The 24,343-nt window shown below is 66.3% G+C and carries 30 protein-coding genes; 17 read left to right on the top strand and 13 right to left on the bottom strand.

The window, feature by feature from the left end:
• Window positions 1-9 precede the first annotated feature (9 nt).
• Genes AB0J09_RS10020 through AB0J09_RS10010 form a run of 3 tightly spaced genes read right to left on the bottom strand, consistent with a single transcriptional unit; the run spans window position 10 to window position 2,994 of the window.
• Complete coding sequence (locus AB0J09_RS10020; RefSeq protein ID WP_319713205.1) at window positions 10-816, bottom strand: carbohydrate ABC transporter permease; 807 nt, start codon at window positions 814-816, stop codon at window positions 10-12.
• Window positions 809-1,750, bottom strand: a complete 942-nt coding sequence (locus AB0J09_RS10015; RefSeq protein WP_360688059.1) for a sugar ABC transporter permease — start codon at window positions 1,748-1,750, stop codon at window positions 809-811. The genes AB0J09_RS10020 and AB0J09_RS10015 overlap by 8 nt, the downstream gene beginning before the upstream one ends.
• Complete coding sequence (locus AB0J09_RS10010; protein WP_360688056.1) at window positions 1,747-2,994, bottom strand: ROK family transcriptional regulator; 1,248 nt, start codon at window positions 2,992-2,994, stop codon at window positions 1,747-1,749. Before AB0J09_RS10010 ends, AB0J09_RS10015 begins: the two co-directional genes overlap by 4 nt.
• A 374-nt stretch (window positions 2,995-3,368) precedes the next feature.
• Here AB0J09_RS10010 and AB0J09_RS10005 point away from each other — a divergent pair, with 374 nt between their 5' ends.
• Window positions 3,369-3,701, top strand: a complete 333-nt coding sequence (locus AB0J09_RS10005; protein ID WP_360688053.1) for a hypothetical protein — start codon at window positions 3,369-3,371, stop codon at window positions 3,699-3,701.
• 396 nt (window positions 3,702-4,097) lie between these two features.
• Here AB0J09_RS10005 and AB0J09_RS10000 read toward each other — a convergent pair whose 3' ends face one another.
• The 3 genes from AB0J09_RS10000 to AB0J09_RS09990 form a co-directional block, all read right to left on the bottom strand.
• Complete coding sequence (locus AB0J09_RS10000; RefSeq protein WP_319713212.1) at window positions 4,098-4,250, bottom strand: hypothetical protein; 153 nt, start codon at window positions 4,248-4,250, stop codon at window positions 4,098-4,100.
• Between the two features lie 43 nt (window positions 4,251-4,293).
• Window positions 4,294-5,175, bottom strand: a complete 882-nt coding sequence (locus tag AB0J09_RS09995; protein WP_360688050.1) for a TIGR03854 family LLM class F420-dependent oxidoreductase — start codon at window positions 5,173-5,175, stop codon at window positions 4,294-4,296.
• Between the two features lie 1,287 nt (window positions 5,176-6,462).
• Window positions 6,463-7,056, bottom strand: coding sequence for a hypothetical protein (locus AB0J09_RS09990; RefSeq protein WP_360688047.1), 594 nt, complete (start codon window positions 7,054-7,056; stop codon window positions 6,463-6,465).
• Between the two features lie 378 nt (window positions 7,057-7,434).
• Here AB0J09_RS09990 and AB0J09_RS09985 point away from each other — a divergent pair, with 378 nt between their 5' ends.
• Window positions 7,435-7,791: a type II toxin-antitoxin system RelE/ParE family toxin gene (locus AB0J09_RS09985; protein WP_360688044.1), complete on the top strand. Its 357-nt coding sequence runs from the start codon at window positions 7,435-7,437 to the stop codon at window positions 7,789-7,791.
• A 23-nt stretch (window positions 7,792-7,814) separates the two neighbouring features.
• On the opposite strand, the gene AB0J09_RS09980 is transcribed toward AB0J09_RS09985, so the two are convergent.
• Window positions 7,815-8,054, bottom strand: a complete 240-nt coding sequence (locus tag AB0J09_RS09980; protein WP_360688115.1) for a hypothetical protein — start codon at window positions 8,052-8,054, stop codon at window positions 7,815-7,817.
• Here AB0J09_RS09980 and AB0J09_RS09975 point away from each other — a divergent pair.
• Both AB0J09_RS09975 and AB0J09_RS09970 read left to right on the top strand, forming a co-directional pair.
• Entirely contained in the window at window positions 7,947-8,189 is a 243-nt protein-coding gene (locus AB0J09_RS09975; protein ID WP_360688106.1) for a hypothetical protein, read from the top strand. The genes AB0J09_RS09980 and AB0J09_RS09975 overlap by 108 nt on opposite strands.
• On the top strand, window positions 8,186-8,662 hold the full coding sequence (locus AB0J09_RS09970) for a hypothetical protein (protein WP_360688041.1): 477 nt from the start codon (window positions 8,186-8,188) through the stop codon (window positions 8,660-8,662). Before AB0J09_RS09975 ends, AB0J09_RS09970 begins: the two co-directional genes overlap by 4 nt.
• A 728-nt stretch (window positions 8,663-9,390) precedes the next feature.
• Here AB0J09_RS09970 and AB0J09_RS09965 read toward each other — a convergent pair.
• Together AB0J09_RS09965 and AB0J09_RS09960 are read right to left on the bottom strand one after the other, a co-directional pair.
• On the bottom strand, window positions 9,391-9,627 hold the full coding sequence (locus tag AB0J09_RS09965; protein ID WP_360688038.1) for a hypothetical protein: 237 nt from the start codon (window positions 9,625-9,627) through the stop codon (window positions 9,391-9,393).
• Between the two features lie 120 nt (window positions 9,628-9,747).
• A complete protein-coding gene (locus AB0J09_RS09960; RefSeq protein ID WP_360688035.1) occupies window positions 9,748-10,722 on the bottom strand; it encodes a helix-turn-helix domain-containing protein in 975 nt (324 codons plus the stop codon).
• Window positions 10,723-10,877: 155 nt separating this feature from the next.
• Here AB0J09_RS09960 and AB0J09_RS09955 point away from each other — a divergent pair, with 155 nt between their 5' ends.
• From AB0J09_RS09955 to AB0J09_RS09945, 3 genes are all read left to right on the top strand, one after another.
• Complete coding sequence (locus AB0J09_RS09955; protein ID WP_360688031.1) at window positions 10,878-11,306, top strand: recombinase family protein; 429 nt, start codon at window positions 10,878-10,880, stop codon at window positions 11,304-11,306.
• 381 nt (window positions 11,307-11,687) lie between these two features.
• A complete protein-coding gene (locus AB0J09_RS09950) occupies window positions 11,688-11,933 on the top strand; it encodes a hypothetical protein (protein ID WP_360688028.1) in 246 nt (81 codons plus the stop codon).
• A 7-nt stretch (window positions 11,934-11,940) separates the two neighbouring features.
• Window positions 11,941-12,294: a hypothetical protein gene (locus AB0J09_RS09945; RefSeq protein ID WP_360688025.1), complete on the top strand. Its 354-nt coding sequence runs from the start codon at window positions 11,941-11,943 to the stop codon at window positions 12,292-12,294.
• A 215-nt stretch (window positions 12,295-12,509) separates the two neighbouring features.
• On the opposite strand, the gene AB0J09_RS09940 is transcribed toward AB0J09_RS09945, so the two are convergent.
• Entirely contained in the window at window positions 12,510-13,205 is a 696-nt protein-coding gene (locus AB0J09_RS09940; RefSeq protein ID WP_360688022.1) for a TetR/AcrR family transcriptional regulator, read from the bottom strand.
• A 229-nt stretch (window positions 13,206-13,434) separates the two neighbouring features.
• Between AB0J09_RS09940 and AB0J09_RS09935 the strand changes: the two genes are divergently transcribed.
• From AB0J09_RS09935 to AB0J09_RS09910, 6 genes are all read left to right on the top strand, one after another.
• Window positions 13,435-13,887 (top strand): carboxymuconolactone decarboxylase family protein, encoded by a 453-nt coding sequence (locus tag AB0J09_RS09935; protein ID WP_360688019.1) that lies wholly within the window; start codon window positions 13,435-13,437, stop codon window positions 13,885-13,887.
• Between the two features lie 112 nt (window positions 13,888-13,999).
• Window positions 14,000-14,794 (top strand): isocitrate lyase/phosphoenolpyruvate mutase family protein, encoded by a 795-nt coding sequence (locus AB0J09_RS09930; protein WP_360688017.1) that lies wholly within the window; start codon window positions 14,000-14,002, stop codon window positions 14,792-14,794.
• A gap of 60 nt (window positions 14,795-14,854) precedes the next feature.
• Window positions 14,855-15,502, top strand: coding sequence for a nitroreductase family protein (locus AB0J09_RS09925; protein ID WP_360688014.1), 648 nt, complete (start codon window positions 14,855-14,857; stop codon window positions 15,500-15,502).
• A 168-nt stretch (window positions 15,503-15,670) separates the two neighbouring features.
• Entirely contained in the window at window positions 15,671-16,054 is a 384-nt protein-coding gene (locus tag AB0J09_RS09920; RefSeq protein WP_360688011.1) for an MmcQ/YjbR family DNA-binding protein, read from the top strand.
• A gap of 278 nt (window positions 16,055-16,332) precedes the next feature.
• Window positions 16,333-17,205 (top strand): NADP-dependent oxidoreductase, encoded by an 873-nt coding sequence (locus AB0J09_RS09915; RefSeq protein ID WP_360688008.1) that lies wholly within the window; start codon window positions 16,333-16,335, stop codon window positions 17,203-17,205.
• Between the two features lie 1,464 nt (window positions 17,206-18,669).
• Complete coding sequence (locus AB0J09_RS09910) at window positions 18,670-20,052, top strand: ATP-binding protein (protein ID WP_360688005.1); 1,383 nt, start codon at window positions 18,670-18,672, stop codon at window positions 20,050-20,052.
• Between the two features lie 32 nt (window positions 20,053-20,084).
• Here the strand turns inward: AB0J09_RS09910 and AB0J09_RS09905 are convergent, their stop codons facing one another.
• Together AB0J09_RS09905 and AB0J09_RS09900 are read right to left on the bottom strand one after the other, a co-directional pair.
• On the bottom strand, window positions 20,085-20,441 hold the full coding sequence (locus AB0J09_RS09905; RefSeq protein WP_360688002.1) for a hypothetical protein: 357 nt from the start codon (window positions 20,439-20,441) through the stop codon (window positions 20,085-20,087).
• 2 nt (window positions 20,442-20,443) lie between these two features.
• The gene (locus AB0J09_RS09900) at window positions 20,444-20,806 is read right to left on the bottom strand and encodes a hypothetical protein (protein WP_360687999.1); all 363 of its coding nucleotides are present in this window, start codon (window positions 20,804-20,806) and stop codon (window positions 20,444-20,446) included.
• A 103-nt stretch (window positions 20,807-20,909) separates the two neighbouring features.
• On the opposite strand from AB0J09_RS09900, the gene AB0J09_RS09895 reads away from it, so the two are divergent.
• From AB0J09_RS09895 to AB0J09_RS09885, 3 genes are all read left to right on the top strand, one after another.
• Complete coding sequence (locus AB0J09_RS09895; protein WP_360688112.1) at window positions 20,910-21,596, top strand: hypothetical protein; 687 nt, start codon at window positions 20,910-20,912, stop codon at window positions 21,594-21,596.
• A complete protein-coding gene (locus AB0J09_RS09890; RefSeq protein ID WP_360688103.1) occupies window positions 21,484-22,074 on the top strand; it encodes a recombinase family protein in 591 nt (196 codons plus the stop codon). The genes AB0J09_RS09895 and AB0J09_RS09890 overlap by 113 nt, the downstream gene beginning before the upstream one ends.
• 383 nt (window positions 22,075-22,457) lie before the next feature.
• Window positions 22,458-22,928, top strand: a complete 471-nt coding sequence (locus AB0J09_RS09885) for a DUF417 family protein (protein WP_360687997.1) — start codon at window positions 22,458-22,460, stop codon at window positions 22,926-22,928.
• 28 nt (window positions 22,929-22,956) lie between these two features.
• Here AB0J09_RS09885 and AB0J09_RS09880 read toward each other — a convergent pair whose 3' ends face one another.
• Window positions 22,957-23,502, bottom strand: coding sequence for an NAD-binding protein (locus AB0J09_RS09880; RefSeq protein WP_360687994.1), 546 nt, complete (start codon window positions 23,500-23,502; stop codon window positions 22,957-22,959).
• Here AB0J09_RS09880 and AB0J09_RS09875 point away from each other — a divergent pair.
• A partial coding sequence (locus AB0J09_RS09875) for a glycoside hydrolase family 15 protein (RefSeq protein ID WP_360688100.1) occupies window positions 23,437-24,343 on the top strand: 907 nt, incomplete at its 3' end. The two genes, AB0J09_RS09880 and AB0J09_RS09875, sit on opposite strands and share 66 nt — an antisense overlap.

Genomic DNA, 24,343 nt, shown 5'->3' with positions numbered 1-24,343 from the left:
GGGATTCCTTTACTTGAGCCCGCTCTGCGCGACGCTGGCGATGACGTGCTTCTGCGCGAAGACGTACAGGATGAGGATCGGGACAACACTGACGACAGAGCCCGCCATCACCACGTCCCACTGCGTGGTGAACTGGCCGTGCAGGGTTGCCAGGCCCAGCGGCAGCGTCATGAACTCGGGCGACTTGATGATGATCAGCGGCCACAGGTAGCTGTTCCAGCTGGCCATGAAGCCGAAGATGGCGAACGTGGCCAGGGCCGGGCGGATCAGCGGCAGCACCACGTACAGGAAGATGCGGAAATGTCCGGCGCCGTCCAGGACGGCCGCCTCGTCGAACTCCCGGGGCACCTGGTTGATGGCCTGCCGCAGCAGGAACACGCCGAACGCCGAGGCGATCGTCGGCGCGAGCAGCGCGAAGTACGTGTCGACCAGGTTGAACGTGCGCATCTCGATGAACAGCGGAACGACCAGCACCGGCAGCGGCATCATCAGCGTCGTGAGATAGACCGCGAACAACGCGCCCCGGCCCGGGAAGGGCAGCCGGGCGAACGCGTAGGCCGCCATCGTGCTGGTGACCAGCTGCAACGTGGTGGAGGCGGCGCCGATCCAGGCGCTGTTGAGCACGATCCGCCAGAACGGCAGCGTCTCCAGCAGCCTGCCGTAGGCGTCCAGGCTCGCGCCCTCGGGGGTGAAGTCCGGCGGCACGGCCAGTACGGCGTCGCTCGGCGTGATCGACGTGATCAGCGCCCAGGCGAACGGGAACAGCATGACCAGTGTGCCGAGACCCACGAGCAGGAAGCGCAGGACCTTACCCATAGGTGACCCACCGCCTCTGGCCCCGGATCTGCACGATGGTCACGAGCAGCACGAGCACGAACAACAGCCAGGACAGCGCGGAGGCGGCGCCGGCCCTGCCGTACCGGAAGGTGAGGTCGTAGATCTGCGAGACCACCACCTGCGTCGCGCCGCCCGGCCCGCCGCCCGTCATGATCTTGACCTGGTCGAACACCTGGAAGCCGTTGATCAGCGAGATCACCACCACGAAGAACGTCGAGGGCGACAGCAGTGGCAGCGTGATGTGCCGGAACCTGCGCCAGGGCGTGGCGCCGTCCACCATGGCGGCCTCCTGGAACTCGCGGGGGATCGCCTGCAGTCCCGCCAGCAGGATGATCATCACGAAGCCCAGGTCCTTCCACGCCGAGGCGAGGATGATCGACGGCATCGCCCAGTCGGGGTCGGTCCACCAGCCGGGCCCGCTCACGCCGACCAGGCCGAGCGCCCAGTTGACGACGCCGCTGGCCGGGTTGAGCAGCCATTTCCACATCAGTGCGACGACCACCCAGCTCGTGATCACCGGCAGGAAGTACACGCCGCGCAACAGGCCGCGCGCGGGCATCGCCCGGTTGAGCAGCACCGCGAGTCCCAGGCCACCGAGGTAGACGAGCGGCAGGTAACCGGCGATGAAGTACAGCGTGTGCAGGAACGCGGCCCTGGTGTCGGGGTCGCCGATAAGCTCGACGTAGTTGTCCAGGCCCACCCACCGCATGTCGGTGATGAGGTCCCATTCGTGCAGGCTGGTCCAGAACGAGCCGACCATCGGGATCAACGTGTAGAGGGTCAGCGGCACCAGGCTCGGCAGCAGGAACACCGCGACCGTGCCCGCGTGACGCCACCTGCCGCGCCGCCTCGGGCGCTCGTGGGTGACCCGCGGTTTGGCCGGGGCATCGGGAAGCGCCTGCCGGACGCTCATGAGGCCGCTCCGATCAGGCGGGCGCGGACCAGGCGGCCCTGCTCGCCCGCCGCGCCGGCGGCGTCGAACGGGGTGGCCAGCACCAGTGCCGCCGCCCCCTGGGCCCAGCTCGTGTCGTCCCAGCTCTCCACCTCGACGGAGATGTCGCGCCGCCCGGGATACAGCTGTTCCCGCAGCGCCGGTTCGAAGCCGGTACGCCACAGCGGCCAGTCGGCCGTGCCCTCGCCGAGCACCACCACGACCTCGGGGTCCACCACGTTGATCAGCCCCGCCGTGGCCCGGCCCAGAATCGCCCCGGCCTCGGCGAACACCTCACGCGCCCCCACGTCGCCACCCGCGGCGGCCCGTCCGAGCGCGTCCACCGCCCCGAGCGGGTCGCGCGGGTCCGGTTGGAGGTCGCCCGTCCTGGCCTCGGCGGCTTGCCGGTCGGCCGTCCTGGTGTGGGCGGCGGCGAGCAGGCCCGCCGAGCCGACGAACGCCTCCAGGCAGCCTCGGGCGCCGCAGCCGCACGGCGGGCCGTCGGGGGCTACCGGCAGGTGGCCGAACTCGCCCGCGCCGCCCCGGGCGCCCCGGTAGACCCGGCCGTCCGCGACGATCGCCGCGCCGACGCCGCGCCCGATCGTCAGTACGAGGAAGTCACGATGCGTGCGCCCCCGGCCGTACAGGCGTTCGGCCGCGGCCAGCGCGTTCACGTCGTTCTCGACCAGGACGGGCAGGTTGAGCCTGCGGCGCAGCCGGTCGCCCACCGGCATGGCCTGCCAGCCGAGCGTCGGCGCGTTGACCGTGCCGACCGCCTGGTCGTCCACGCTGCCGGGTACCCCGACCCCGACCCCCAGCAGCGGTGGAACCCCGGAGATCTCGCGGACCACCGACTCCACCGCGTCCGCCAGCTGGTCGAGTGCGCCGGGCGCCGCCGGGTCGTACGGCGTCTCCCAGGAGCCGAGCACCTCGCCGTCGAGCCGTACGTCCACCAGCACCAGGTGGTCGGCCGTCACCTTCACGCCGAGCGCCCGCCCGGCACTGCCCACCACGCCGAGCCGCTGGGCCGGACGGCCGCCTCGCGACGGCTTGAGATCCAGCTCCTCCAGCATCCCGTGCCCGATGAGCTCCTTGGTGAGCTGCGTGACGGTGGCCGGGCTGAGATCCAACTCGCGGGCTATCTCGCTGCGGCTCAACGGGCCGACCGTGCCCAGGAGAGCGAGAATCGCCGTCCTGGTGAGGTCGCCGCGGTCCGTGCCTGCCATGTGAGACGACTTTCTTTAGGAATAAAGTTAGTGGTGAAGATAGTGCGGCCCGGCCATCCTCCTGTCAAGAGCCCGAAACCTTACTGAAACCTTGATGGGGTTCGCCGCCCCTGACCTGCGATCTCACGGGTAGTGGGCGGACATGGAACACATCCGCACTCCTGACCTGTCCATCGGCTACGAGGTCTCGGGCCCGCAGGACGGATGTCCGGTCGTGGCCGTGCACGGCTGGCCGGATGACATCCACTGCTGGGACGGGACTGCGCCTGCCGATAATTACATCCGCCCAGGTCATGACTCTGCGAGGGCTTCGCGTGGCGGCGCAAGCTCTGGCCACTCAGGACACGGAACCAAGTGCGGCAGGATGATCGGCCGTGCTCCTTCGCCTGGCCTACCTGACCGTCACGAACACATTCGCCGCACTGCGGTTACTGCCCATGAGCGATCGCGACAAGGATGTCGAGATTCTCGCCCTGCGCCACCAGATCACCGTCCTTGAACGCCAACTCGGCGCTGACACCAAAGTAAGATTCGCAGCCGAGGACCAGGCCTTTCTCGCCGCGCTCCTGACCTCGCTGCCGCGCGAGGTCCTGCGCCTGTGCGGTGCCAAAACGCGGATACCGCTGCTGAGCTGGGCGTTTGCAGGGAGATCAGGCTGCTCTGCGGTACTCGTTGATCACATCTGTGACGCTCACGCTCGGCGTTGAACGAATATCTCGATCACTACAACGACCATCGGCTTCATCAGGGTCGTGGGCAACGGCCACCCAATCAAGATGTGCATGTGTTGGTGCCGATGGAAGGCCGGATCGAACGCCACAAGGTACTCGGAGGAGCGATCAAGAGTACCGCCGAGCCACATAGCTCGGTCGAAGAAGCCCCAGCTCAAACCACGTGCGCGAGTATTGACGCCCTACAGGATGCAGGGGGCCGGTGAAGGCGGATCAGCAACATCCTCTGCCGCAGAGTCCACAAAGGTTGGACGCAAGCTCGCAGACGAGTGTACCGCTCGCATCACCCTTCGCCCCCTTCGGTGGCCCCCTTGCACAGGTACTGCCAGATGTCTTTGATCCGGGCCGTGTCGCAGGCGATCAGCAGCGGCACTACGTGGTCGGACAGGTAGCGGCGACCGCCGGCTCACGCCCGTTGTGGTGGCGTTGCCGACTCCGGTCATCCCTGGTGTCGGTCACGGTCTTGAGGGTCACGTGGTTGCGGCCCGGACTGGTCACGATCACCTTGGCGTCGGTGATTCTCACAGTGGGGTGTCCTTCTCGTTCGGGGGGCTCTTCAGGGTTGTGCTCAGTTCTGCAGCGGCATGAGGTGGTCGGCGAACTCGTCGAGCCAGCGCTCGGCCGAGGGCACGGGCGTGGCGGGCCGTACGACGAACTTGGTGATCCCGGCCTCGACGAAGCGCCCGATCAGGTCGCGGGCGGCGGCCCAGCCGACCGGGACGATCTCGGCGGGGTCGGCGCCCGGGTTGCGCCTGGCGATGGCGTCGATTGCGGTGGCGGGGATCTCGGTCGCGGCTACCGCGAGGCTGGTGCCGTAGTGGTCGGCTTCGATCTCGCGGCCGGCCTCGGCCGCGTGCGCCGCGATCGCCGTACGGCCGGCGGCGGCCTGGTCCGGGGTGAGGAAGCTGGCCAGCCAGCCGTCGGCGAGTCGGCCGGCGCGGCGCAGGGCGCGCTCCCCGCTGCCGCCGACCCAGATGTCGAGCGGCCTGGCCGGCAGCGGGCCGACTCCGGCGTTCTCCACCGTGAAGAACTCGCCGTGGAAGGTCACCTTTTCCTGCCGCAGGAGCAGCCTGAGGAGTTCGAGCGACTCGTCGAACACCGCGCCGCGTGGCCCGGGAACGGGGAACGCTTCCCGTTCGGCGGGCCTGGCCGGCGTCAGCCCGAAGGCCGGCAGCACGCGCTTGGGGGCGAGCGCGGCCAGCGATGCGAGTTGCTTGGCTACCCGTACCGGGTGGCGGCCCGGCAGGATCGCCACCCCCGTGCCGACCTTCAGCCTGCGAGTGGCGGCGAGCGTGTAGGCCATGCCGACGATGGGCTCGACGGACGGCCCGTGGACGATCTCCGACAGCCACAGGGAGTCGATCCCGAGAGCCTCGGTCCGCTTCGCGAGCCCGGCGAGGTGGCCGGGGGTGTCTCCAGGTGGCGGCGCTATCCCGATCCGTACCTTCATCGGCCCATTATCTGGCTCGGACTGCGCGGGCCTGCTGATGCGGGGTGCTGGAACCGGGCGGGATGAACATCTGGCACGACACCGGCCCTACGACCTAGGAGACCGTATTCCACTTCCACCTTCATCTGCTTTCCCGCTACACCCCCGAGGATCTGAGGCAGGCATGGACGCATCGGGAGCTGCCGCTGTCATCGGTGTCGCCGCTGGGCCGATCACATCAGAACCGCCGCGGCGTCCTGAAATTGGCGCCGCTCCCGGCGCCGTCCACGTGGTTTGTCCCACGTGGGCGGCGCAGGGGGTGACAGTTGGAACTATCGACGACCTCGATCCGAGCGGGCAGCTTGCGCTGCGGGGATCTTTGAGTTGCGTCCAGGGTGGAGCACGTGCCGAGCACCGCCACTGTCATCTATGGATGGTGCTGGCGTGTGCGGAGCGAGAAATCCATTCCGGGAAGCAGCGATGCAACGATCGAATAGGACGGCCACCGTGCTCGGTGTGTGCTCGTACGCCCCATCACACGTCGTCAGGGCCCGGCACCGTCTGACACGCAAAATGCGTGGAGGTGGCACGAACCACCACTAGACGGCACTGCGCGACACTAAAAGATCTTGCTTCTAATCCGACGGTCGCAGGTTCGAATCCTGCAGGGCGCGCTTATCTTCACCAGGTGATCCACAAGTTGACCTGGTCCTTGTGTTCGAGTCCGTTTGGTGGGGCGAAGCTGGGACGACGAAGGATGATCTTTTGGCGTGGGTTTCCCAGCGCTTGAGGAGTGCTCCTGCCTGCGCTGTCGGAGCATCGGACGCACGGGTCCGGGGCGTTGGGTGTGTAATCCGATGGATCGTTCTGTTGGAACCGTGTGCTGCAAGGCCTATATCGTGGCTCTGACCTGCGATAATGTATCTGTGGTGCGGGTTGCCGTGGGAGAAACTCCAAGGGCGCTGTGCTCGGTGCGTGCTCGCGCGCACAGACTGCGCTCCGTCGGCGGCAGGCGTAGCGCTGACAGAATCGCTCGATCGGCTCAGTCCGGCTTCGGCCGGGAGATCTGACGCGTCAGCACGGCCACCTCATGCCGGAGCACCATGATCTCGACGTCCTTGGGCGCCTGAGGCGCCCACGGCCGAGGAGTACCAGCCAGCCGAACACCCGAAGCATGATCAGATACAGCAGGCAACCAACACAGGGCGCGATCTTGCCGGCACAGTGGCTGAAGGTCAAAACCGCAGATCAGCATCACGCAACGGATTTGAAGCAGTACACGCCGCCTCCGAGAAGCTGATCACCGTCTTACTGCTCCGCCATCCATTCCAGCAGGTTGACGCGCCAGTCAACGGCGACGGACGTCCTGCCAATCCCGGTCGGACGAACCAGGTCGAGGCGTTCGATGGCGTGTTCGTTGACGGTCCAGTGCACGATCAGATGGTTCGGCTCGTCCCGATGGCGCCAGTGGGCGATCTTCGTTCGCACGGGGTCGAACAGTTGATCCATGAGCGTATCTTGTTCGCTGTGCTGCTGCTTGACGAAGGCTCGCCGGGTGGGCGTGCCTGGCTTGGGAATGTGCGAGGTGGCGATATGCCAGATACGGACCACATCGTCGGGTTCATCATCGGGAAGGTAGAGGATGAGCCCGCTCATCGCGAGGACGCTCGTGTCACTTGCGTCTGAGTCCTCTTCAGCCTCCAGCTTGAGGGATTTAAATACCTGGACGGCCTTTCGGCGGATCATATGCTGGTATAAGTGTTTGTCGTCTTGATACTCCCATCCAGCACGTTCGTGCAGGTCGATGGCCGTTTTGATGCCCTCAATTAAGGCGTTGCGGACCTTTGGCCAGACGTTTTCGGTGCGGGCTAAAACGGCTTCTTTCGAATCATCTCTGCCCATTACCTGAATGTATTACGACATGCTTCGCGACTTGTTAAGCAGCGTGCTGGTGTTGATCAATTGCCAAAAAAGCATTAGCGGGCATAGAGCAGACTTCGGCGACACATCATGGAGGGCGTCTTCTCGCGGCGAGTTTGCTTCGTCGGCAACCGGTACAGGCGGATCCAATGCCTGGGCGGTCACAAGGAGACGACGACTGCCTCGATAACGCCTCCGCACAGCTTGCCCTCCCGCGCCGCTTTGATGAGTGCACCCACGACCGTGTGCGGATCTCGGTCCGCGGTCTTGGTCAAGCCGAGGATGCCTGCATACAAGACGAGCTTGCCGGCTGCCGAGACAAGCTGCCTCCACTCAGGGGCTCTACCTACAGGCCGCTCCGTGGCTATGACCTGGGGGCACTGGCCGAGTGAGGAGATCCAGGACGTCCTGGGCGATGGCCCGCCCAAGAAGGAGCTAGGAGCCCTTCTCAGCAGGATCCAATTCCACCGCGCGCTGCCGCGGGACACCAGGGCGCTCGGTCACGGGCTGTTCGAGGCTCAGCTTACGTATGCCAGCAACGAGTATCGGCTGTACTTCGCGTACGGGCCCGGGGGAGAACATCTCCTGCTCGGGCTGGCCTTCCACAAGAAGGGAAGCCAAGGCGCTCAGGACCGAGTCATTACCGTGGCGAGGGATCGTCTAGCCGATTGGCTGCAGAAATATAAGGTGAACCCGATAAGAGGAGGTCGACTGTGATGGACCCTCACGTCGCAGAACTGCTAGGCATCGACCTGGACGATCCAGAAGTACAGCGCGAGAACGCTGCTATCGACCGCGACATGCAGCTGATCGAGAAGCTTGTAAGGATTCGCAGAGATCGCGGGCTCACCCAAGCCGAAGTCGCCGAACGGATGGGGCGCAGCCAGCCAGCCGTCTCTGACTTCGAACGCCTGGGCGGCGACCCGCATCTGTCGACCATACGTCGGTATGCGCTGGCGATCGGAGTCGAGGTCATTCACGCAGTGGCCGTACCTGGCAGCACCTCAACGACCAGCTCCGCGCCCACGCGGCTCCAACTCCGGCCGGCTGGTCTTGGGGTTCAAGGGGAGACCACGGGATCGCTCAGCGTTGACTTGAAGCAGGCAGCGCGGTGATCCACGGCTTCCTTGTGCTCGCCGACTCCGTCTCAACCGACACATCGTCGGGCAAGGTGCATATGCTCGGCGCGGGATGGTCGCTGACAGGTCCAATGGTCCCGCCTTCGGCTGTCGCTGGATTCCTTCGTATCCCATGGGATGAAGCTGGAAGGCAGGTCCAGTTTCGCCTGCACCTAGTCGATCAAGATCGTGAGCCAGTCAAGCTGCTCCACGACGATGGGCAGAGTCGCGCGATCGTGTTCGAGGGGGCCCTAAGCCTGCAGAACGCACAACCTGCAGACGAGCTTTCAAAGAATCTGCCAGTGAACGTCAGCTTCGGCCTGTCCATACCACCCCTGCCGCTACCGGCCGGCCAGGTCTACCAATGGATGTTCGACATTGGTGAGACCGAGGTGGCTGCGGTGCAGTTCGCGGTGCGGTCACAAGACGTAACTGTCGCCGATGAGCCCCACAGCGGCGAGCCCGAGTGACGGACGGGTAGCCATCCTCCACTCGACCGTCAAGGCAGAACACGGGGCAGCTTGGCGATGTAGGCCTCAAGAGCGGTCAATGGAACGCGCAGCTTGGTCGTCTTGCTGCCTTTCCGGGCTATGTCGACGGCTTCCAGAACCCCGTCGCTGATGAGTGCATAGACGGTGACGGGGGCTCAGCCCAAGCTCCACGGCCGTCTGCGGGATCGTCAGTAGGGGAAGTCGCTCGTCTCGTTCTCTCATGGACTGACGGAGCGCGTCACGACACAACGTGGGGCAGTCCGGCGATGTATGCCTCGAGGGCTGACGCCGGGATGCGCAGGGTCCGCATACTCCCTGGGCGAGCTACATCGACAGCTTCGATGAGGCCGCAGCTGATCCGGTTGTAAACAGCATCCTTTCTCAAGCCGAGTTCCCTCCCAGCCTCCGGGATCGTCAGAAGCAAAGGAAGGCGATCATTCTGCTTGTCCGTCTTCGGAGAGCGGCTATCGGACAACGATGGGTCGCCGGAAGATCGGCGAGACTTGCCTGCACGGTGGGTTCCATTGGGATCTGAACGCATGCCATCACCGCCCAGAAGTAGGGTGCTCAACTGCAACTACTACAATGTGTAGCCAGATAGATGCATTTGACTACGTAAAGTGATGATCTCGGCTCCAATCTGCACGGCCGAACGCGGAAAGCCCAGGCCCAACAGGCGCTGGGGCTCTCTGCTGTTCCAGGCCAGGTCACCTACGACCCTCGCCGTGGGCCCGGGTCACCTGGGCGAGCAGCGCCTGGGCGAACGCCTCCGCGTCGTCGGGGCTGAGCGGCTCGTCGCCGTCCCGGTAGACGATGATCCGGGGGCCATGCTCCGGCTCACTCACCATGCCGACGTAGGGGCCGCAGCCCGTGGTCGAGCCGGGGATGGGGATGGCGGTGGCGTTGCACAGGTCGTCGCCAGCCTGTACCGCTTCAAAATTCATCGCATAAGGCTTGAGCTGGGAGTCCTCCGGAGTGGCTACGTGGCTCGGTGGTACTCGTTGATCAGCCCGTCGAGTATCTTGCGGCGTTCGATCCGGCCTTCCAGCGGTACAACGGTTTGCTCATCGTGATCGGGTGGTCGCTGCGAGCGGGACTGGTGCGGGCGATGACCGTTGTAGTGGTCGACATACTCGGTCAGCACCGAGCGCGTGCCGTTCGTTATAGATCAGCATGCGGTCGGTGCACTCGGCTCGTACGGTGCGCACCCATCGCTCTGCGTAGCAGTTGGCCCGCGGTGTGCGCGGCGGGGTCTTCACCACTGTCACGCCGGCGCCAGCGAAAACCGCGTCGAACACCTTGGTGAACTTGGTATCTCGGTCGTGGATGAGGAAGCGGAAGGAACCGACTCGGTCGCCGAGGTCCATGAGTAGGTTGCGGGTCTGCTGGACCGTCCACGCTCCGGTCGGGTGGGCGGTCACACCGAGGATGTGAATGCGCCGGGTGGCGATCTCCATCACGAACAGCACGTACAGGCGTCTTAAGGAAATTGTGTCGACGTGGAAGAAATCGACGGCCAGCAGCCCCTTGGCCTGAGCGCGTAGGAAGGTCCTCCACGAGGTATCGGTGTCTCGGGGAGCCGGGCCGACCCGCCGGCCCCGCAGGATCCGCTGCACGGTCGCTTCACTCACGCGATAGCCGAGCCGGGCCAGTTCACCATGCACCCGACGGTATCCCCAGGCCGGATTCTCCCGCGCCAGGCGCAGCACCAAGTCCCGGACCTCCTGGTTCATCCTCGGGCGGCCGGACCGGCTCGGATACGTCCACCGATCTCGGATCAAGCGCCGGTGCCAAGCCAGCAGGGTGCCCGGCGTCACCAGCCGATGAGCCCGCAACCTCGGCGGCAGGAGTCGCGCCAGCGCGGCCAGGACCGCTCGATCGGCCCAGTGGGGCTTGGGTCGGACGACCTGACGCCGCAGCACCGCCACCTCATGCCGCAGCACCATGATCTCGACGTCCTTGACCGCCTCGCTTCGGCCCAGGAGTACCAGCCAGCCGAACACCCGGACCACGATCAGATACAGGAGATGGACAGACACGAGAACTGATCTTGCCCGTACCGCCGTATCAGGTCGATCCGCAGGTCAAGCACCCTGCGATGACTTTTGAAGCGGTACAGGCTGGTTCGGAGCTCTAATTGACCACAGCATTTTCCGACGGGTAGACCGGGGTCCGTCCTTCCTGAGGAGCGCCGGTGCGGATCGTCTACTCCCGTTCGTCCACCGCGACCCAGTCCCTGCTGCGGCAGCGGCACATCCTCACCGAGACCGGGCTGCTGGTCCGGACCGAGGGCGTCGCCGAGGGGTTCCACCCGGCCGAAGGGGTGCGGCTGTTCGAGGACCCGGCGACCACCTCCAAGATTCCCGCGCTTGAACGGCCCGCGTTCGCCAGGATCGCCGCCGCGCACCCCGGCGACACCCTCACGGTGTCGGAGTTGTTCCGGCTCTGCCGCGACCTTATCGACATCCACGCCGTACGCGACTGGTGCCAAGCCTGCGGCGTCGTGCTGCGGGTCCTGTCGGGCCCGCTGCCCAACTTTCACGATCTGGCCGCCAACGATGCGACGACAGCCCTGATCATCAACGTGATCACCGCCGTGGAGCAGTTCCAGTGCGACCTGTAAAACGAGCTGACCGCCAAGGGGGTCGCCGCAGCGGAGGCCGAAGGCCACTACCGCGGCCGGCCGCCCGCGCTGACCGGCGCCCAGCTTGAGGACGTGCGATCGGCGTTCTGGGACCACGGCACCTCGATCGCGGCCCTCGCTCGCGCATGGAGTGAGCCGGGCCGGCCGTCCGGACCGCGCTGGCCGGCTGCTGCCCGACCAGCCGATCCCATCCCCTCGCTCATACTGACCGAGGGATGTACACGCAGCGCAGGACGACCCTGCCGAAGCAGCCAGCTAAGTTGCTCGCGGGCGCCGCCAACGGCTGTCCACAGGTTCCTCAACCCCGAGAGCGGCGCCGAACTCCGCCAGCTGGCCCGCCAGATCGCCACTGACCCCGCCGTGTGGACGCCCGCGCTGGCCGCCCTGGTCACCGATCTGTTCAAAGAGATGGCACCCGCCTGGGACGCCGAGCACGCCACCGGCCGCCTGGACTTCCTGACCGACGCCCTGGACCGCGGCGGCCCGCTGCCGAACGGGATCTGCCTGGAACTCGGCGCGGGCACCGGCCAGCCCGCCCCCCGTCGTCCTGGCACATGCCCGTCGCGGGTTCGTCGTGGTTGGCGTCCTCAGCGCTGTCCTGGATGAGACCACAGTGCCTCGCCGTGCGGCGTACGCGGTGTGCGAGTCGGCCTGCCACCGCGCGAGCGAGCTGCTCGGCCATGCTCTCGGCGAGCACCTGGTCCGCCGCTACAGAGGTGGGACCCGGCGTCAGGACTTGGCGCAGCTGATCGCTCTCGCCCAGGCGGAGCTCGACTTCGCCGTGGTGGGAGAGGCGGGCCCGTTCGACGACGTGATGATCACGATGGGTGCGGCGCTAGGGGAGGTCCTGGACCGGGTGGCTGGTGAGGAGGCCGCACCGCCGCAGCTCCGGGACGCGGCGCGCACGGCTCGGGTTCAGGCCGATGTGCTGTGGAGTCACTATGGCGGGGACGCCGGCGGTGCCTGAGCTCCCGACCAGCCGGGCAGACTGCTGGTTGGCGGGGCGACCCAAGGCGCCATGTCCGCCCCGCAAGAGAGCCCAGCCAGTTACTGTTCATAGGGGCATGACCCAGATACGGCAGAAACTCGCCACGGGATGATCTTGAAGGCGGAGGCCTAGCTGTGTTCCTTTACGACGTTGTTGTCACCTCAACGTTGGCTGCCGGCGGCGCTGGCGGTATTTCACGGAGCCTTCGACGGCTCGGGCGGTGACGCCAATCTGCTGGCCGATCCAGCGATAGGACCGTCCGGCCTCGTGGTCGCGAAGGTCTCCACGTAGTCGATGGCCGTCTGCAACGCATCCTTCAGCGGAGAGATGTCCCGGGCGACCTGGGCAAGGAGCATGCCGCCCTGGAAGGCAGCAAGGAGCAGGTTGGCCAACTGCGCGGAATCTGCTTCGGCGCTCATGCGGCCGAGTCGCTGCATGTGCTGGATTCCATCGCGGAAGACGCCTCTCCACTGGTCGAACGCGCTCGCGAGTTCATCGTGAACGTCGAGGTCGGTCTTGATGATCTCGCTCGCGAGGGAGCCGAGGCTGCAGCCTTCCTGGTAGGCGCGTTCGTAACCGACGTAGAACGCCGCCCACTTCCGAAACGTGTCGAGGGTGTCGAAGCCGGAGAACTGCTCACTGCGATGGAGCGCTAGTATGCGCTCGGCCTGCCATGCGATCACTGCCAGGACGAGACTCTCCTTGGTCGGGAAGTAGTGGTTGAGCTGTGATCCGCCGACGCCGGCGGCGTGACGGACCTGCTCGTTGTTCGTGGCGTGGACGCCGTTGGTGTAGATGAGCTCCGCGGCGTGCTCCAGGATTCGGGCCCGCGTGGCCTGTCCCTTGTCGGTGAGCTTGCGAGGCTCCCGGGCTCCCTTCGTGGGCTTCATGCTTCACACGATACCGAATATTGGGCTTGACAGCCCAGTCGCGAGCAGTGTTCACTCTAAAAGTGGGCTGGCTAGCCCAAAACTTCGCCTGAGTCGGCTGACGACCATTCCCATCGATCGGAGTTGATTTCCAATGTCACGCCTTAGCGTTCCCTCTCCTGACGACGTCCCCGACGGGGCGAAGGGCATCCTCGACAGCGTCGGCGCACAGTTCGGCTTCGTCCCGAACATGTTCGCGACTCTCGCGTCGAACCCGACCGTCCTCGACGTCGTCATGACACTGCAGGGCACCTTGAGCCGGGTTCTGGACGCGAAGACGCGGCACACCATCGCGCTCGCCGTGTCGCAAGCCAACGGTTGCGATTACTGCCTGGCGATACACACATACGTATCGTCCGAACTCGGTGGCATGTCGAGCGATGACATCGACTTGGCCCGGGCCGGGAGCTCGATCGATCCCAAGCGCGCTGCGGTCGCTCGTTTCGCTCAGCAGGTGGTGGAGAGCCGCGGTCAGGTGAGCGACGCCGACCTCGCGGCTGTGCGAGGCGCCGGGTACACCGACCCGCAGATCCTGGCGATCGTCACGGTGGCGGTGCAGGTCCTGCTGACCAACTTCATCAACAACGTCAACCAGACCGGCATCGACATCCCCGCCGTCAACTCGGCCGGTACGCCCGGCTGATCGCCGGGACGCCCGTCGAGGCCGCGCACACAGCCCGGTAAACCCCTCACTGCCCCAAACGATCACTCAGGAAAGATGCGATATGCCAGGCTCCGAACTCTATGAGAAGTTCATGGCGCTACACACCCGCGACGGTGGCCTCGTCATGCCCAACGCATGGGACGGCCTCTCGGCGTTGATGCTGGCCGATGCCGGCTTCGAGGCGATCGCGACATCATCGGCGGCACTCGCCACCACACTCGGCCGGTCCGACGGACGTCACGAAGTCACCCGTGGCGAGCACCTCGAGCATGCGCGGCTGCTCGGCCGGCTCACCGGGCTGCCCGTCAACGGAGACTTCGAGGACGGCTACGGCGACACGCCTGAAGACGTCGCGGCGACCGTGGAAGCCGCCGTGGCGTCTGGCCTGGCCGGTATCGGGATCGAAGACACCTCGGGCAATCCCGATCAGCCGATCCGCGACTTCGACGAGGCAGTCAACCGCATACGCAGCGCCGTCGAGGCGGCCAAGGGGCGCATCGTCGTCACCGGCCGCACCGACAACTTCATCCAGGGGCGGCCCGATCTCGACGACACCATCCGGCGTCTGACGGCCTTCGCCGAGGCCGGCGCGGATGTGCTCTACGCCCCGTACCCACCCGACCTCGACGCACTCGTCGCGATCGTCACCGCCGTCGCGCCGACACCGGTCAACGTCCTCATCTCACCGGCGGACAAGGTACTGACCGTCGCAGAACTGCAGAAGGCCGGGGTCAAGCGCATCAGCTTGGGTCCAGCGCTCTACACCCACGCAATGGAGGCACTCGAACAGGCCACCAAGGCTCTCGTCGCGGGTGACCTCACCGCCGCGACGACAGGAATCAGCTTCGAGCGCATCAGCGAACTACTTGCCCGCGGCACGAACTAGCCCAAAACACCGCGAACCACCGCTCCTCACCCACCCATCGCAAGAAGAAGGCAGATTGACATGAATATCGACAAGCTCATGAACAAGCACCTCACCAGGTATTTCGACCCCAGCAAGACCATTCCGGAGGAAACCCTTCAGCAGCTGCTGAGGTTCCTGCGCTCCACGCCGTCATCGGTGAACGTACAGCCCAACCACTTCTACGTCCTCGCCACGCCCGAAGGCAAAGAGCGGCTCGCCAACAACCTGGGCGAACGATTCCAGGACAACGCCGAGAAGATCCTGAACGCGTCGCACACCATCATCCTTACCACCCGGGCAGATCTACCCGACAGCCACCTCGAGGCGGTGTTCACGAAGGAGAGGGCCGACGGCCGGTTCCCGGACCCGTCAAAGCAGGAGCTGTGGGAATCAATGACCCGAGACTTCCTCAACCTGCGCAACTACGGCTACAAGGACCTGAACCACTGGATGGAGAAGCAGACCTACATGGCGGTGGGCCTGACCATGATGGCGGCCGCTGAGCTCGGCGTCGAGGCCACGCCGCTCGAAGGGTTCGACCCGACCAGTGTCGACAAGGCGTTCAAGATCCGCGAGACCGGACACAGCACGACGGTGCTGCTGGCCCTCGGCTACCCCGACCCGGAGAGGGTGTACACCACGCCGATCTCGCGATTCGACGCCGACCGGCTGTTCACCTTCATCTAAACACCCACCCGGAAACCAAAACCCACAACAACACATAGTGCTCGTAACACGATCTTGTTGAGGTTGCCGGCGTGCGGGCGCCGCCGTTCGTGGCGGCCATGCGGGAGACGCCACCTTGGGCCTTGGCCGGCGGTTAGGGCACTCGGATCGACAGAGGAGTTGATCACCTTGGACGGACAGGAGCTGCAGAAGATCGCGGGCGACTGCACTGTGGGACTGCCCGGCGCCCACCTGGAGCATCGTTTCGGCTCCGACTGGAAGGTCTACAAGGTGCGCGGCAAGGTCTTCATGCTCATGACCGACATGCCGGGGCGCCCCGTCGTGATCCTGAAAGCTGATCCGGATGACGCCGCAGCCCTGCGTGAGCAGTACGCGGACATTACCCCCGGCTATCACATGAACAAGAAGCACTGGATTACGGTGGAAGGCGGGGGCGCCATCGACGAGAAGCTGGTGAAGGAGCTCGTGATCGACTCCTACCGTCTCGTGGTCGGCGGGCTTCCCAAGTCCGAGCAGCCCGTGGATCCGCGCACCTACGGCCGCCGCGCCTGACCTTCGACATGCCCATCAGCGGCGAGAAGCTCCAGGACAGAGCGCGCGACACGGCACTGGCGATCGGCCACCGACCGGCGAAAGTACCCGAACCGCCACGCACACCAGGCCCATGACCTGCGAATTCACGATGCACGCGGCTCATCGGCCTGCAGCCTCATCTGCTGGAGGCGGCTGGAGAAGCACCGCTCGTGATCGTGTTACGAACACATACGAGGAAGAAGACGATCTCAATGAAAGCCATTGTGGTAACCGACCAGGCCGCGGGAACGGCCGGGATGACGCTGACGGAGCGGCCTGAGCCGCCCGCGGCGATCAACGACGTCATCGTTCAGATTCATGCATCGGGCTTCGTCCCGACAGAGATGGAATGGCCATCGACCTGGACCGATCGCGCCGGCCGTGACAAGACACCGTCGATCCCCGGCCACGAGCTGGCCGGAGTGGTCACCGCCCTCGGCTACGGCACGACGGGGCTGTCGGTCGGGCAGCGGGTGTTCGGCCTCGCCGACTGGCACCGCGACGGCACCCTCGCGGAGTACGTGGCGATTGAAGCACGCAACCTCGCACCGCTGCCCGGCGACGTCGACTTCACGGTAGGCGCGTCCCTGCCCATCTCGGGTCTGACCGCGTGGCAGGGGCTGTTCCAGCACGGCCGCCTTCAGGCCGGCCAGACCGTCCTCGCCCATGGCGCAGCCGGAGCAGTCGGGACGATGGTGACCCAGCTCGCACGTGAGGCCGGCGCTTACGTCATCGGCACTGGACGCGCCGCCGACCGTGAGAAGGCGCTCGACTTCGGCGCGCATGAGTTCGTCGACCTCGAGAACGACGCGCTGAAAGACGTCGGGGGCGTCGATCTGGTCTTCGATGTCATCGGCGGCGACGTCCAGAGGAGCTCGGCGGCTCTGATCAAGACCGGCGGGACGCTGGTGTCGGTCGTGGGCCCGGTCGAGGCCCGCCCCGCCGATGGCCTGGCGATCGATTTCGTTGTCGAAGCCGATCGCACCCAGCTGGGTGAGATCGTGCAGCGAGTCCGGGACGGGCGGCTGCGTACGAACATCGGAACCACCGCGTCCCTCGACAACGCGGTCGCAACCCTCAACTCAACCGAGCGACGCAAGGGGAAGACAGTCATTCGTGTACGCCCGTAGGGAGTGATGGCCACACTCTGATCGGTGGGGCCGAGCGGCCAGCCGAAGCGACTCGTCGCGGAGAGCAGCGTCGGGTCCGCCACGCGAACGGGTCATCTAATCCGTGCGGCGGACCCGACGGGTACACACATGACCTCCTCGAACAACGATATAGACGGGTGATGCACACATCCCAAAACGTTGACCGGCGCATCGCGTCAGCCCGCCTCGTCAACGTCTCCCTCGGGTCGGTCGGCAATCCTCACCGCACCTCGTCACAGACTCTCTTGATGCCGAGGTGGGGAGGGAGTCGGTGGTCTCTGCGAGCATGCCTTCGTATGGAAGAACCACGCGAGGTGGTGCGGGCGGCCCCAGCCGAAGGACCTCGCCGTCCCTCAGATCGAGGGCCTCGGGCACGAGCCCACGCTGTTCGGTCTGCTGTAAACAACCTCATGAAGTGATGTCGGGCAGGTTGGCCATGGCGAGGGCGGCGCTACCGGCGTTCAGCATGAGCTGGAGGTGGGCACCTCAGACAACAGACGCCGGGTGACGGCGTACACCATCGACAAGATCACGAAACCTGATCCCAGGTGAACCGGACCAGCCATTCGGCGCCCCAGAGCCCTTCCTCCCATCGGACGAAGGGCTCTGCGCTTGCAGTACTCGAGTTCTTGAGCCCCGCACCCGCTCCCGAGGCCAACCGAATGGCTCCCACGGGGAACCGGCCGGCAACCTATACCCGGTGCCGGAAGCGATCCAACCGGGCCAGAGTGATTCACATGATCCCCGCACACGTCCCCGACGAGCCACCGCACCTACGCCGACAGCTTCGACGTACTGGTCCTTTTCCGTAACGGCCCTGTCGTGTATAGGAAATTGGACTCTATGGTCCCGAACTCCCTGGCCAGCTCTGTGTGCTATCCCGACTCCTTCGGGACATTCCGGTCGCACGGGGCCGTCGGGTCACGATGGGTCACCCATCTGACCAAGTGCTCCATGCCGACGGCGGCCAGATTCACCCAGGCGGGGGTTGGGTGCCGCGTCAGAGCCTGAAGAGCAGGCCGTAGCGGTATCGCGTCTGGGAAGGGAAGGGCAGGTTCGACAGGGTAGGCCGCGAGGTCGCGCTGGAGACAGTGTCATTCCGCGGACACGGTGACCGGTCCGGCCCGGTGTCACGGGCTGGTCGGATCGACAGTCCGAGGATTTGGCAGACCTAAAACTGGACTATATAGTCCTGTGTTGGCTCATTAAGACTCCGCCTACGACACACGATCCACTGGACCACCGCCATCAAAGGAGCGGACACTGTCACGAGCGACGACGCGGACACCGACGACTACGACGGCGGCTTCAGACCGATTCGCGAAGTCCTGGCGGGAACCGCTCGACACCGTGGCCGAGCAGCTGGTGAAGGCACATGACTGACGTGCTATCGCAGGCCCCGGTCCTGCATCGGTTCGACGGCTTCAGACCTACGGAGGTGATATGCCACTCCTTCCACGCCCACGCCCGCGCTCCGTCCGCGCTCGGTGCACCCTCATCGTGGCGCTGTTCGCGATGAGCATCCTGGTGGTGCTCGGCGCGACGCTGGACCTGGCCATCCGCTCCCGGATCCAGTCCGGCGCCTTCCGCCAGGCCGAGCGGGTGGCCAGCCAGTGGAGCCCGGTCGCCCGCGGCGGCATCGTGCCACGATCGATACCCGCCGACCCGCCGGTCGACCTCATCCAGGTCGTGGACGTCTATCACCGAGTCGTGAACTCCAGCCGGGAGGCTTCTGCGACTCTGCCGCTGAGCCGGCTCCGGCCGCCGCCCGACGCCCGTGTCCAGCCCCACCGCGAGTGCCCGCCGAACGACCGGTGCATCCTGCTGCACGCCATCCGTTTGACCCCGGCACCGGACGCGGGTGTCGTCTACGCCGGCCTTCCAGAGCCGGACCTGCTGGCCACCCATCAGCTCGAGTACGCCCTCGCGGCCGGGATCGTCCTGGTCACCGGCATCGCCGCCTGGACCGCGTGGCTGCTGGTGGGGCGCGCGCTCCGTCCCGTCGAGGCGATCAGGACCCAGATCTCGCAGATCACGGTGAGCGACCTCAGCCTGCGCGTCCCCGAACCGCAGGGCAACGACGAGATCAGCCGGCTCGCCACCACCGTCAACCAGACGCTCAGCCAACTGGAGGCCGCGGTGGAGCAGCTACGCCAGTTCGCCTCCTCCACCAGCCACGAGCTGCGCACCCCGATCGCCGCCCTGTGCACACACCTGGAGGAGGCGCTGCTCTACCCGGACGACGTCGACGCCCAGGACGCGCTCCGCAGCTCGCTCGCCACCGCCGGCCGGCTGGAAGCGATCGTCAACGACCTGCTGCTGCTCGCCCGTCTCCGGGCCACCGATCCGCTACCACCGGAGAAGATCGATCTCGGCGAGCTCGTCTCCGCCGAGGTGAGCGCGCAGTCCTCGTCTGTGCCGATCAACGTCCACACGCTCGCCGGGCCGGAGATCCGCGGCTCGCGCATGCAGCTGATCCGCGTGCTGAACAACCTCCTGGCCAACGCTCTGCGGCACGCCGAGTCCGCTGTGGAGGTCAGCGTCGAGCCCGCCGACGACGGGGTCGCGGTCACGGTGACCGACGACGGGCCTGGCATCCCGCCGACCCACCGCGAACGCGTCTTCGAACGGTTCGTCCGCCTCGACGACGGCCGCCGCCGCGACCCCGGCGGGAGCGGGCTCGGCCTGGCCATCTCCCGCGACATCGCGCACGCCCACCACGGCACCCTCACCGTCGAGGACTCCCCACGCGGGGCCAGGTTCGTGCTGTGGCTGCCGTTCGTCAGCGGAGGTCCCGCAACGGCCACATCAGGGGCAGGCGCCTGACGCGGACCAAGAGCCGCATTTACAGATAGGCATTAGCCGGACGGCGCGTACGGCGGGAAGAGCCGCTCGGCGGCCGCGCCCGGCGAGGCCACCTGGCCGTCGTCCAGCCGGGCGGGGCGGCGCAGGATCCAGCCGTACACTCGACTGGCCCTCAGCAGCGTCACGCCGGACACCGTCAACACGCCCCAGCGGAGCAGGCGCGCGTCGTGCACCGTGATCACCGCCGTTACCGGCACCGTCCAGCCCGCCGCGCGCAGCAGCTCGGCGACGCGGCGCGCCTCGAACGCCGCCGCCTTCACCAGCGTGTCGGCCGGGCGTCGGCCGATCCACAACTGGCCTTGGCGGCCGGAGATGCGCGTGTTGCGGTGCCAGCGCTTCGAGCTGATCACGATCACGTCAGCCCGACCGATGACCAGATGGTTACAATATTCGCCCGCGCTCGCGGCAGCTGCCGGTCATGCGGTGCCGCGTACCCGGCCAGGTTCAGCGCATGCAGCCGCCGTGCCGTGGTCCGCTCCCCGATCGCGCCCTTGCGCCAGGCCCCTGCCGGCGAATGCACCCGCCAGCGCTTCACGGTGTCGACCAGCGCCACCACCGCGGCGGCCACCAATCCCGCCCACCAGCTCCACGCCCAGGCCGCCCCCGCGAAGGCGGCCACCGGCAGTGTCAGCCGCACCAGCAGTCGGCGCGGTTGCCCCGCCCGCCACTGCGCGCGGTACTGCGCCAGCCGCAGCCGGACCGGCGGCTCCGGCACCCGCGACCGCTTTCATCCCGGATGGAGGATCCAGCCCGGTTGCCGGCTCTGTCTGGCTGCCAAGAACATCCGCTACGCCCGCCGATGGGTTCTACCCGGCAGCGTGATCTGCAGCCGCCACCAACGATGGATCGGACCTCTCGGCCAGCAGTTCGACATCGCTGCTCTGCCCGAGATCTCCCTCGCGAACAGCCGTCATCTGCCCATGATCCACCGCCATGGATGGGAGCACGCCGCCCAGGCCATGACTGAAGCCAGCCGGATCTGCTGGAGCTGGTGGGACAACAAGAAGTGCACCAAGGCCCTTGATCGTCGCCGCACCATGCTTCGCGGGCCGCGCTGGCCGGGCAACCAGCAGCAGGCCCTCGCCGAGCCTGCCTGTGCCTGTCCCGACGTCGTCGCCCTCGCGGAAATCCTTGCCGCACCCGACCTCAGGCGCCTACCGGCCACAGGATCCCTGCTCGACCTCCGCCGTTTCATCAACGAAGTCCGCGCCCGCGTGGCACCCGGCTACCAACACGACCAGTTCGGCACCAACGATCCCCTCAGCGTCTGGATCGAGGAGAAACGCACCGCCCCGCCCACCGACCTCTGGAGCAGCCATGACGACACCGGCCCGCACGTCCGCCACGAACCGGCCCTCCGCTCCGATCACTCTGGGATACGCCCGCACCGTCATCGGCCAAAGCCCCGCCCCGCAGATCACCGCCCTCATCAACGCCGGTGTCCCAGACGAGAACATCCGTGTCGAACGGGCCAACGGCAGCAAGGCCATCTGGCCCGAACGTGACCTCATGCTCAAGGGCCTGCGCCGCGGCGACACCTTGAAGATCGCCCGGCTCGACCGGCTGTTCTACTCCATCCAGAATCTCGTCGTCCTCGGCACCGAACTCACCAACCGTGGCATCCGACTCCAGGTCATCGAGCAGAACATCGACAGCGAATCCTTTGAAGGCCGCGACCTGTTCGGCATGCTCTCCGCCCTCGCGGAACTCCAGCGAGACTTCGTCAGCGCCACCACCAACGACGGCCTCGCCAAAGCCCGCGCCCGAGACCGCACCGGCGGCCGCAAACCGGCCCTGACTGACCAGCAAGTCACCCAGGCCGTCAAGCTCCACACCGACGGAACACCCGTCGCCGACATCGCCGTGCAAGCTCAAAGCCTCACGCACCACCCTCTACCGCTACTTCAGCCTCGCCCGCAACGCCGAAACGATCCCCGCCGACAACACAGGCTGAGACGCCTGCTCGAATCCACGCCGCGCTGACAACACGACCTGAGAATCCGACCCCATGCCTGTCTCGCCTACATTCCACACGCCCTGCTCAGTGCATCGCACTCAAACAAGATCATTCGAGACGGGACATCCACTGGGTCGTGTTGATCGGCCAGTCTTTGCTGCCGGTCTGCCACAGGTCCAGCACGCGGCCCGCGCGGTGGTGGGTCGGTTGGTCAACGTACGGACTGCCCGTGGTCACATCCCGGACCAGCCGCACGGACAAGGCCCGGCCGCGTGGTCGTCGCCGACCGCGTAGCGGTGATCGGCGGTGGCCTCGACACCGATGGTGAAGCATGACCTGATGCTCAGCGTTGGTTGATGTTTCGAGTCCTAGACTGGGCGATATAACCGACGCGTGGGGCGAGGATTTCATGGAAATGCACCGCATCGGAAAAATAGTGCGTAGTGTGGGGATTTCGACCGTTCGGTATGGACTTGTGATCAACCTTCTGGAGATTGGGCGAATAAAATTTGAAGACTACGAGGTAGAAAATATTCGTCCCCTCGTAACCTCAAGCCCTCCGCTCTCGTGGCTTATCGCCAGATTGGGGGAGAAGAAGGTCGCTAGGTTGATCGGCGTCACTGAAATCGTTCTGGGCTCGCTGATCGGAGCAAAACCTATTGCGCCGAGAGCGTCAGCCCTCGGCAGCCTCGCCGCCGTCGGCATGTTCGCCACCACCCTCAGCTTCCTGGCTACGATGCCCGAGGCGTGGCAAGAGACCCGCGGGGAACCGAAGCTGTCCCTCGCGGGGCAGTTCCTGGTGAAGGACGTTGTGCTCCTCGGAGCCTCCTTGCTGACGGCCGCGGACGCCCTGCAAGCCGCCGGTGGCGCGGGCTCGTAGGACGGACCCAGCCATGAGGATGTGCCGGTCATGCCGCCCGGCCGTCCTCACGCCCCAGAATTCTCGGAGCGGCTTCGAACACGGTGACCTGTGAACCGAACCTGCGGAAGATTGAGGCGAACTCGATGCCCTGGTATCCGCCGCCCACGATCGCAAGCCGTCCGGGGAGGGTCGTGCCGCTGGGCCGGTCGGTCGGAAACAAGGCGTCGGGATCGGCACGGACGTACTGGCGGCATGTCAAGGGTGTTCGGCCGATCAATCGAGCCAGCGCGTCGACGTCCGCGGAGCGACTTGGCCCGTGCTGAGCGATGGACAGTCCAACGGCAGAGATGTGTACCGCCATGTCGGGATCGACGACACCGCCAGGATCCAGTGCGGACAGTTCGACCAGTTCTTGATGCCAATGGCAGCCGGGAGCACTGATGAGCACCACACCCATCGCCGACCTCGCGTTGGTGTCCGATCGCCATTCCGCCGGCCTGATCAGCCGGGCGGGTCGGCCGAGTGGCTGTGCTTTCCCCGGTTCGACGGGCCGTCCGTCTTCGCCCGCCTGCTGGACGACGAGGCCGGGCACTGGGCGATCCGCCCGGCCGTCCCGTATGAGACGACGCGCCGCTACCTACCACAGACGATGGTGCTGGAGACCACCTTCCGCACCGGGAGCGGCACGGTCGTTCTCACCGACGCCCTGCTCACCGGCCCGGACGACGGCGGCCACCGGCTTGGCGTCGGTGTGCCGCACCTGCTCGCCCGACGGGTGTCCGGCGTCGGCGGCGAGGTGCCGATGGAGATGGAGTACCGGCCCCGGCCGGAGTACGGCCTGATCTACCCGATCCTGTCCGTCGTCGACGGCGGCGTGACCGCCCGCGGCGGCGCCGAGTGGCTCGTGCTGACCACGCCGGTCCGCCTCGGCATCGGCGACTGCAGTGGATACGGCGTGTTCACGGTGCGAGAGGGCGAAACGCGGCACTTCGGGATGCACCGCTCGACGCTGCAGGAGACTCCCGCGCGGGTGTGGGACCAGGCGGAACTGGCGGCCCGGCTGGACGACACGATCGTCGCCTGGCAGTCGTGGTCCAGCCTCCACCAGGCCTACGACGGTCCGTGGCGCGACCTGGTGCACCACAGCGGGCGGGTGCTGCAGGCGCTGTCCTTCCAGCCCAGCGGGGCGATCGTAGCGGCCGCCACGACGTCGCTGCCCGAATGGGCCTGCGGCGAGCGCAACTGGGACTACCGGTACACGTGGGTACGGGACGCGTCACTGACCATGGGCGCCCTGTGGGTCGCGGCCTGCCCCGATGAGGCGAGCGACTTCTTCGCCTTCCTCACCACCGCCGCCCCTTCCCTGGGCAAGGACCGCGCGCTGCAGATCATGTTCAGCGTCCGCGGCGAGCACGACCTGAGCGAGCGCGCCC

This window comes from Nonomuraea sp. NPDC049784 (assembly GCF_040659615.1).
GTDB lineage: Bacteria > Actinomycetota > Actinomycetes > Streptosporangiales > Streptosporangiaceae > Nonomuraea.
This window is presented reverse-complemented; position numbering and strand designations above follow the sequence as displayed.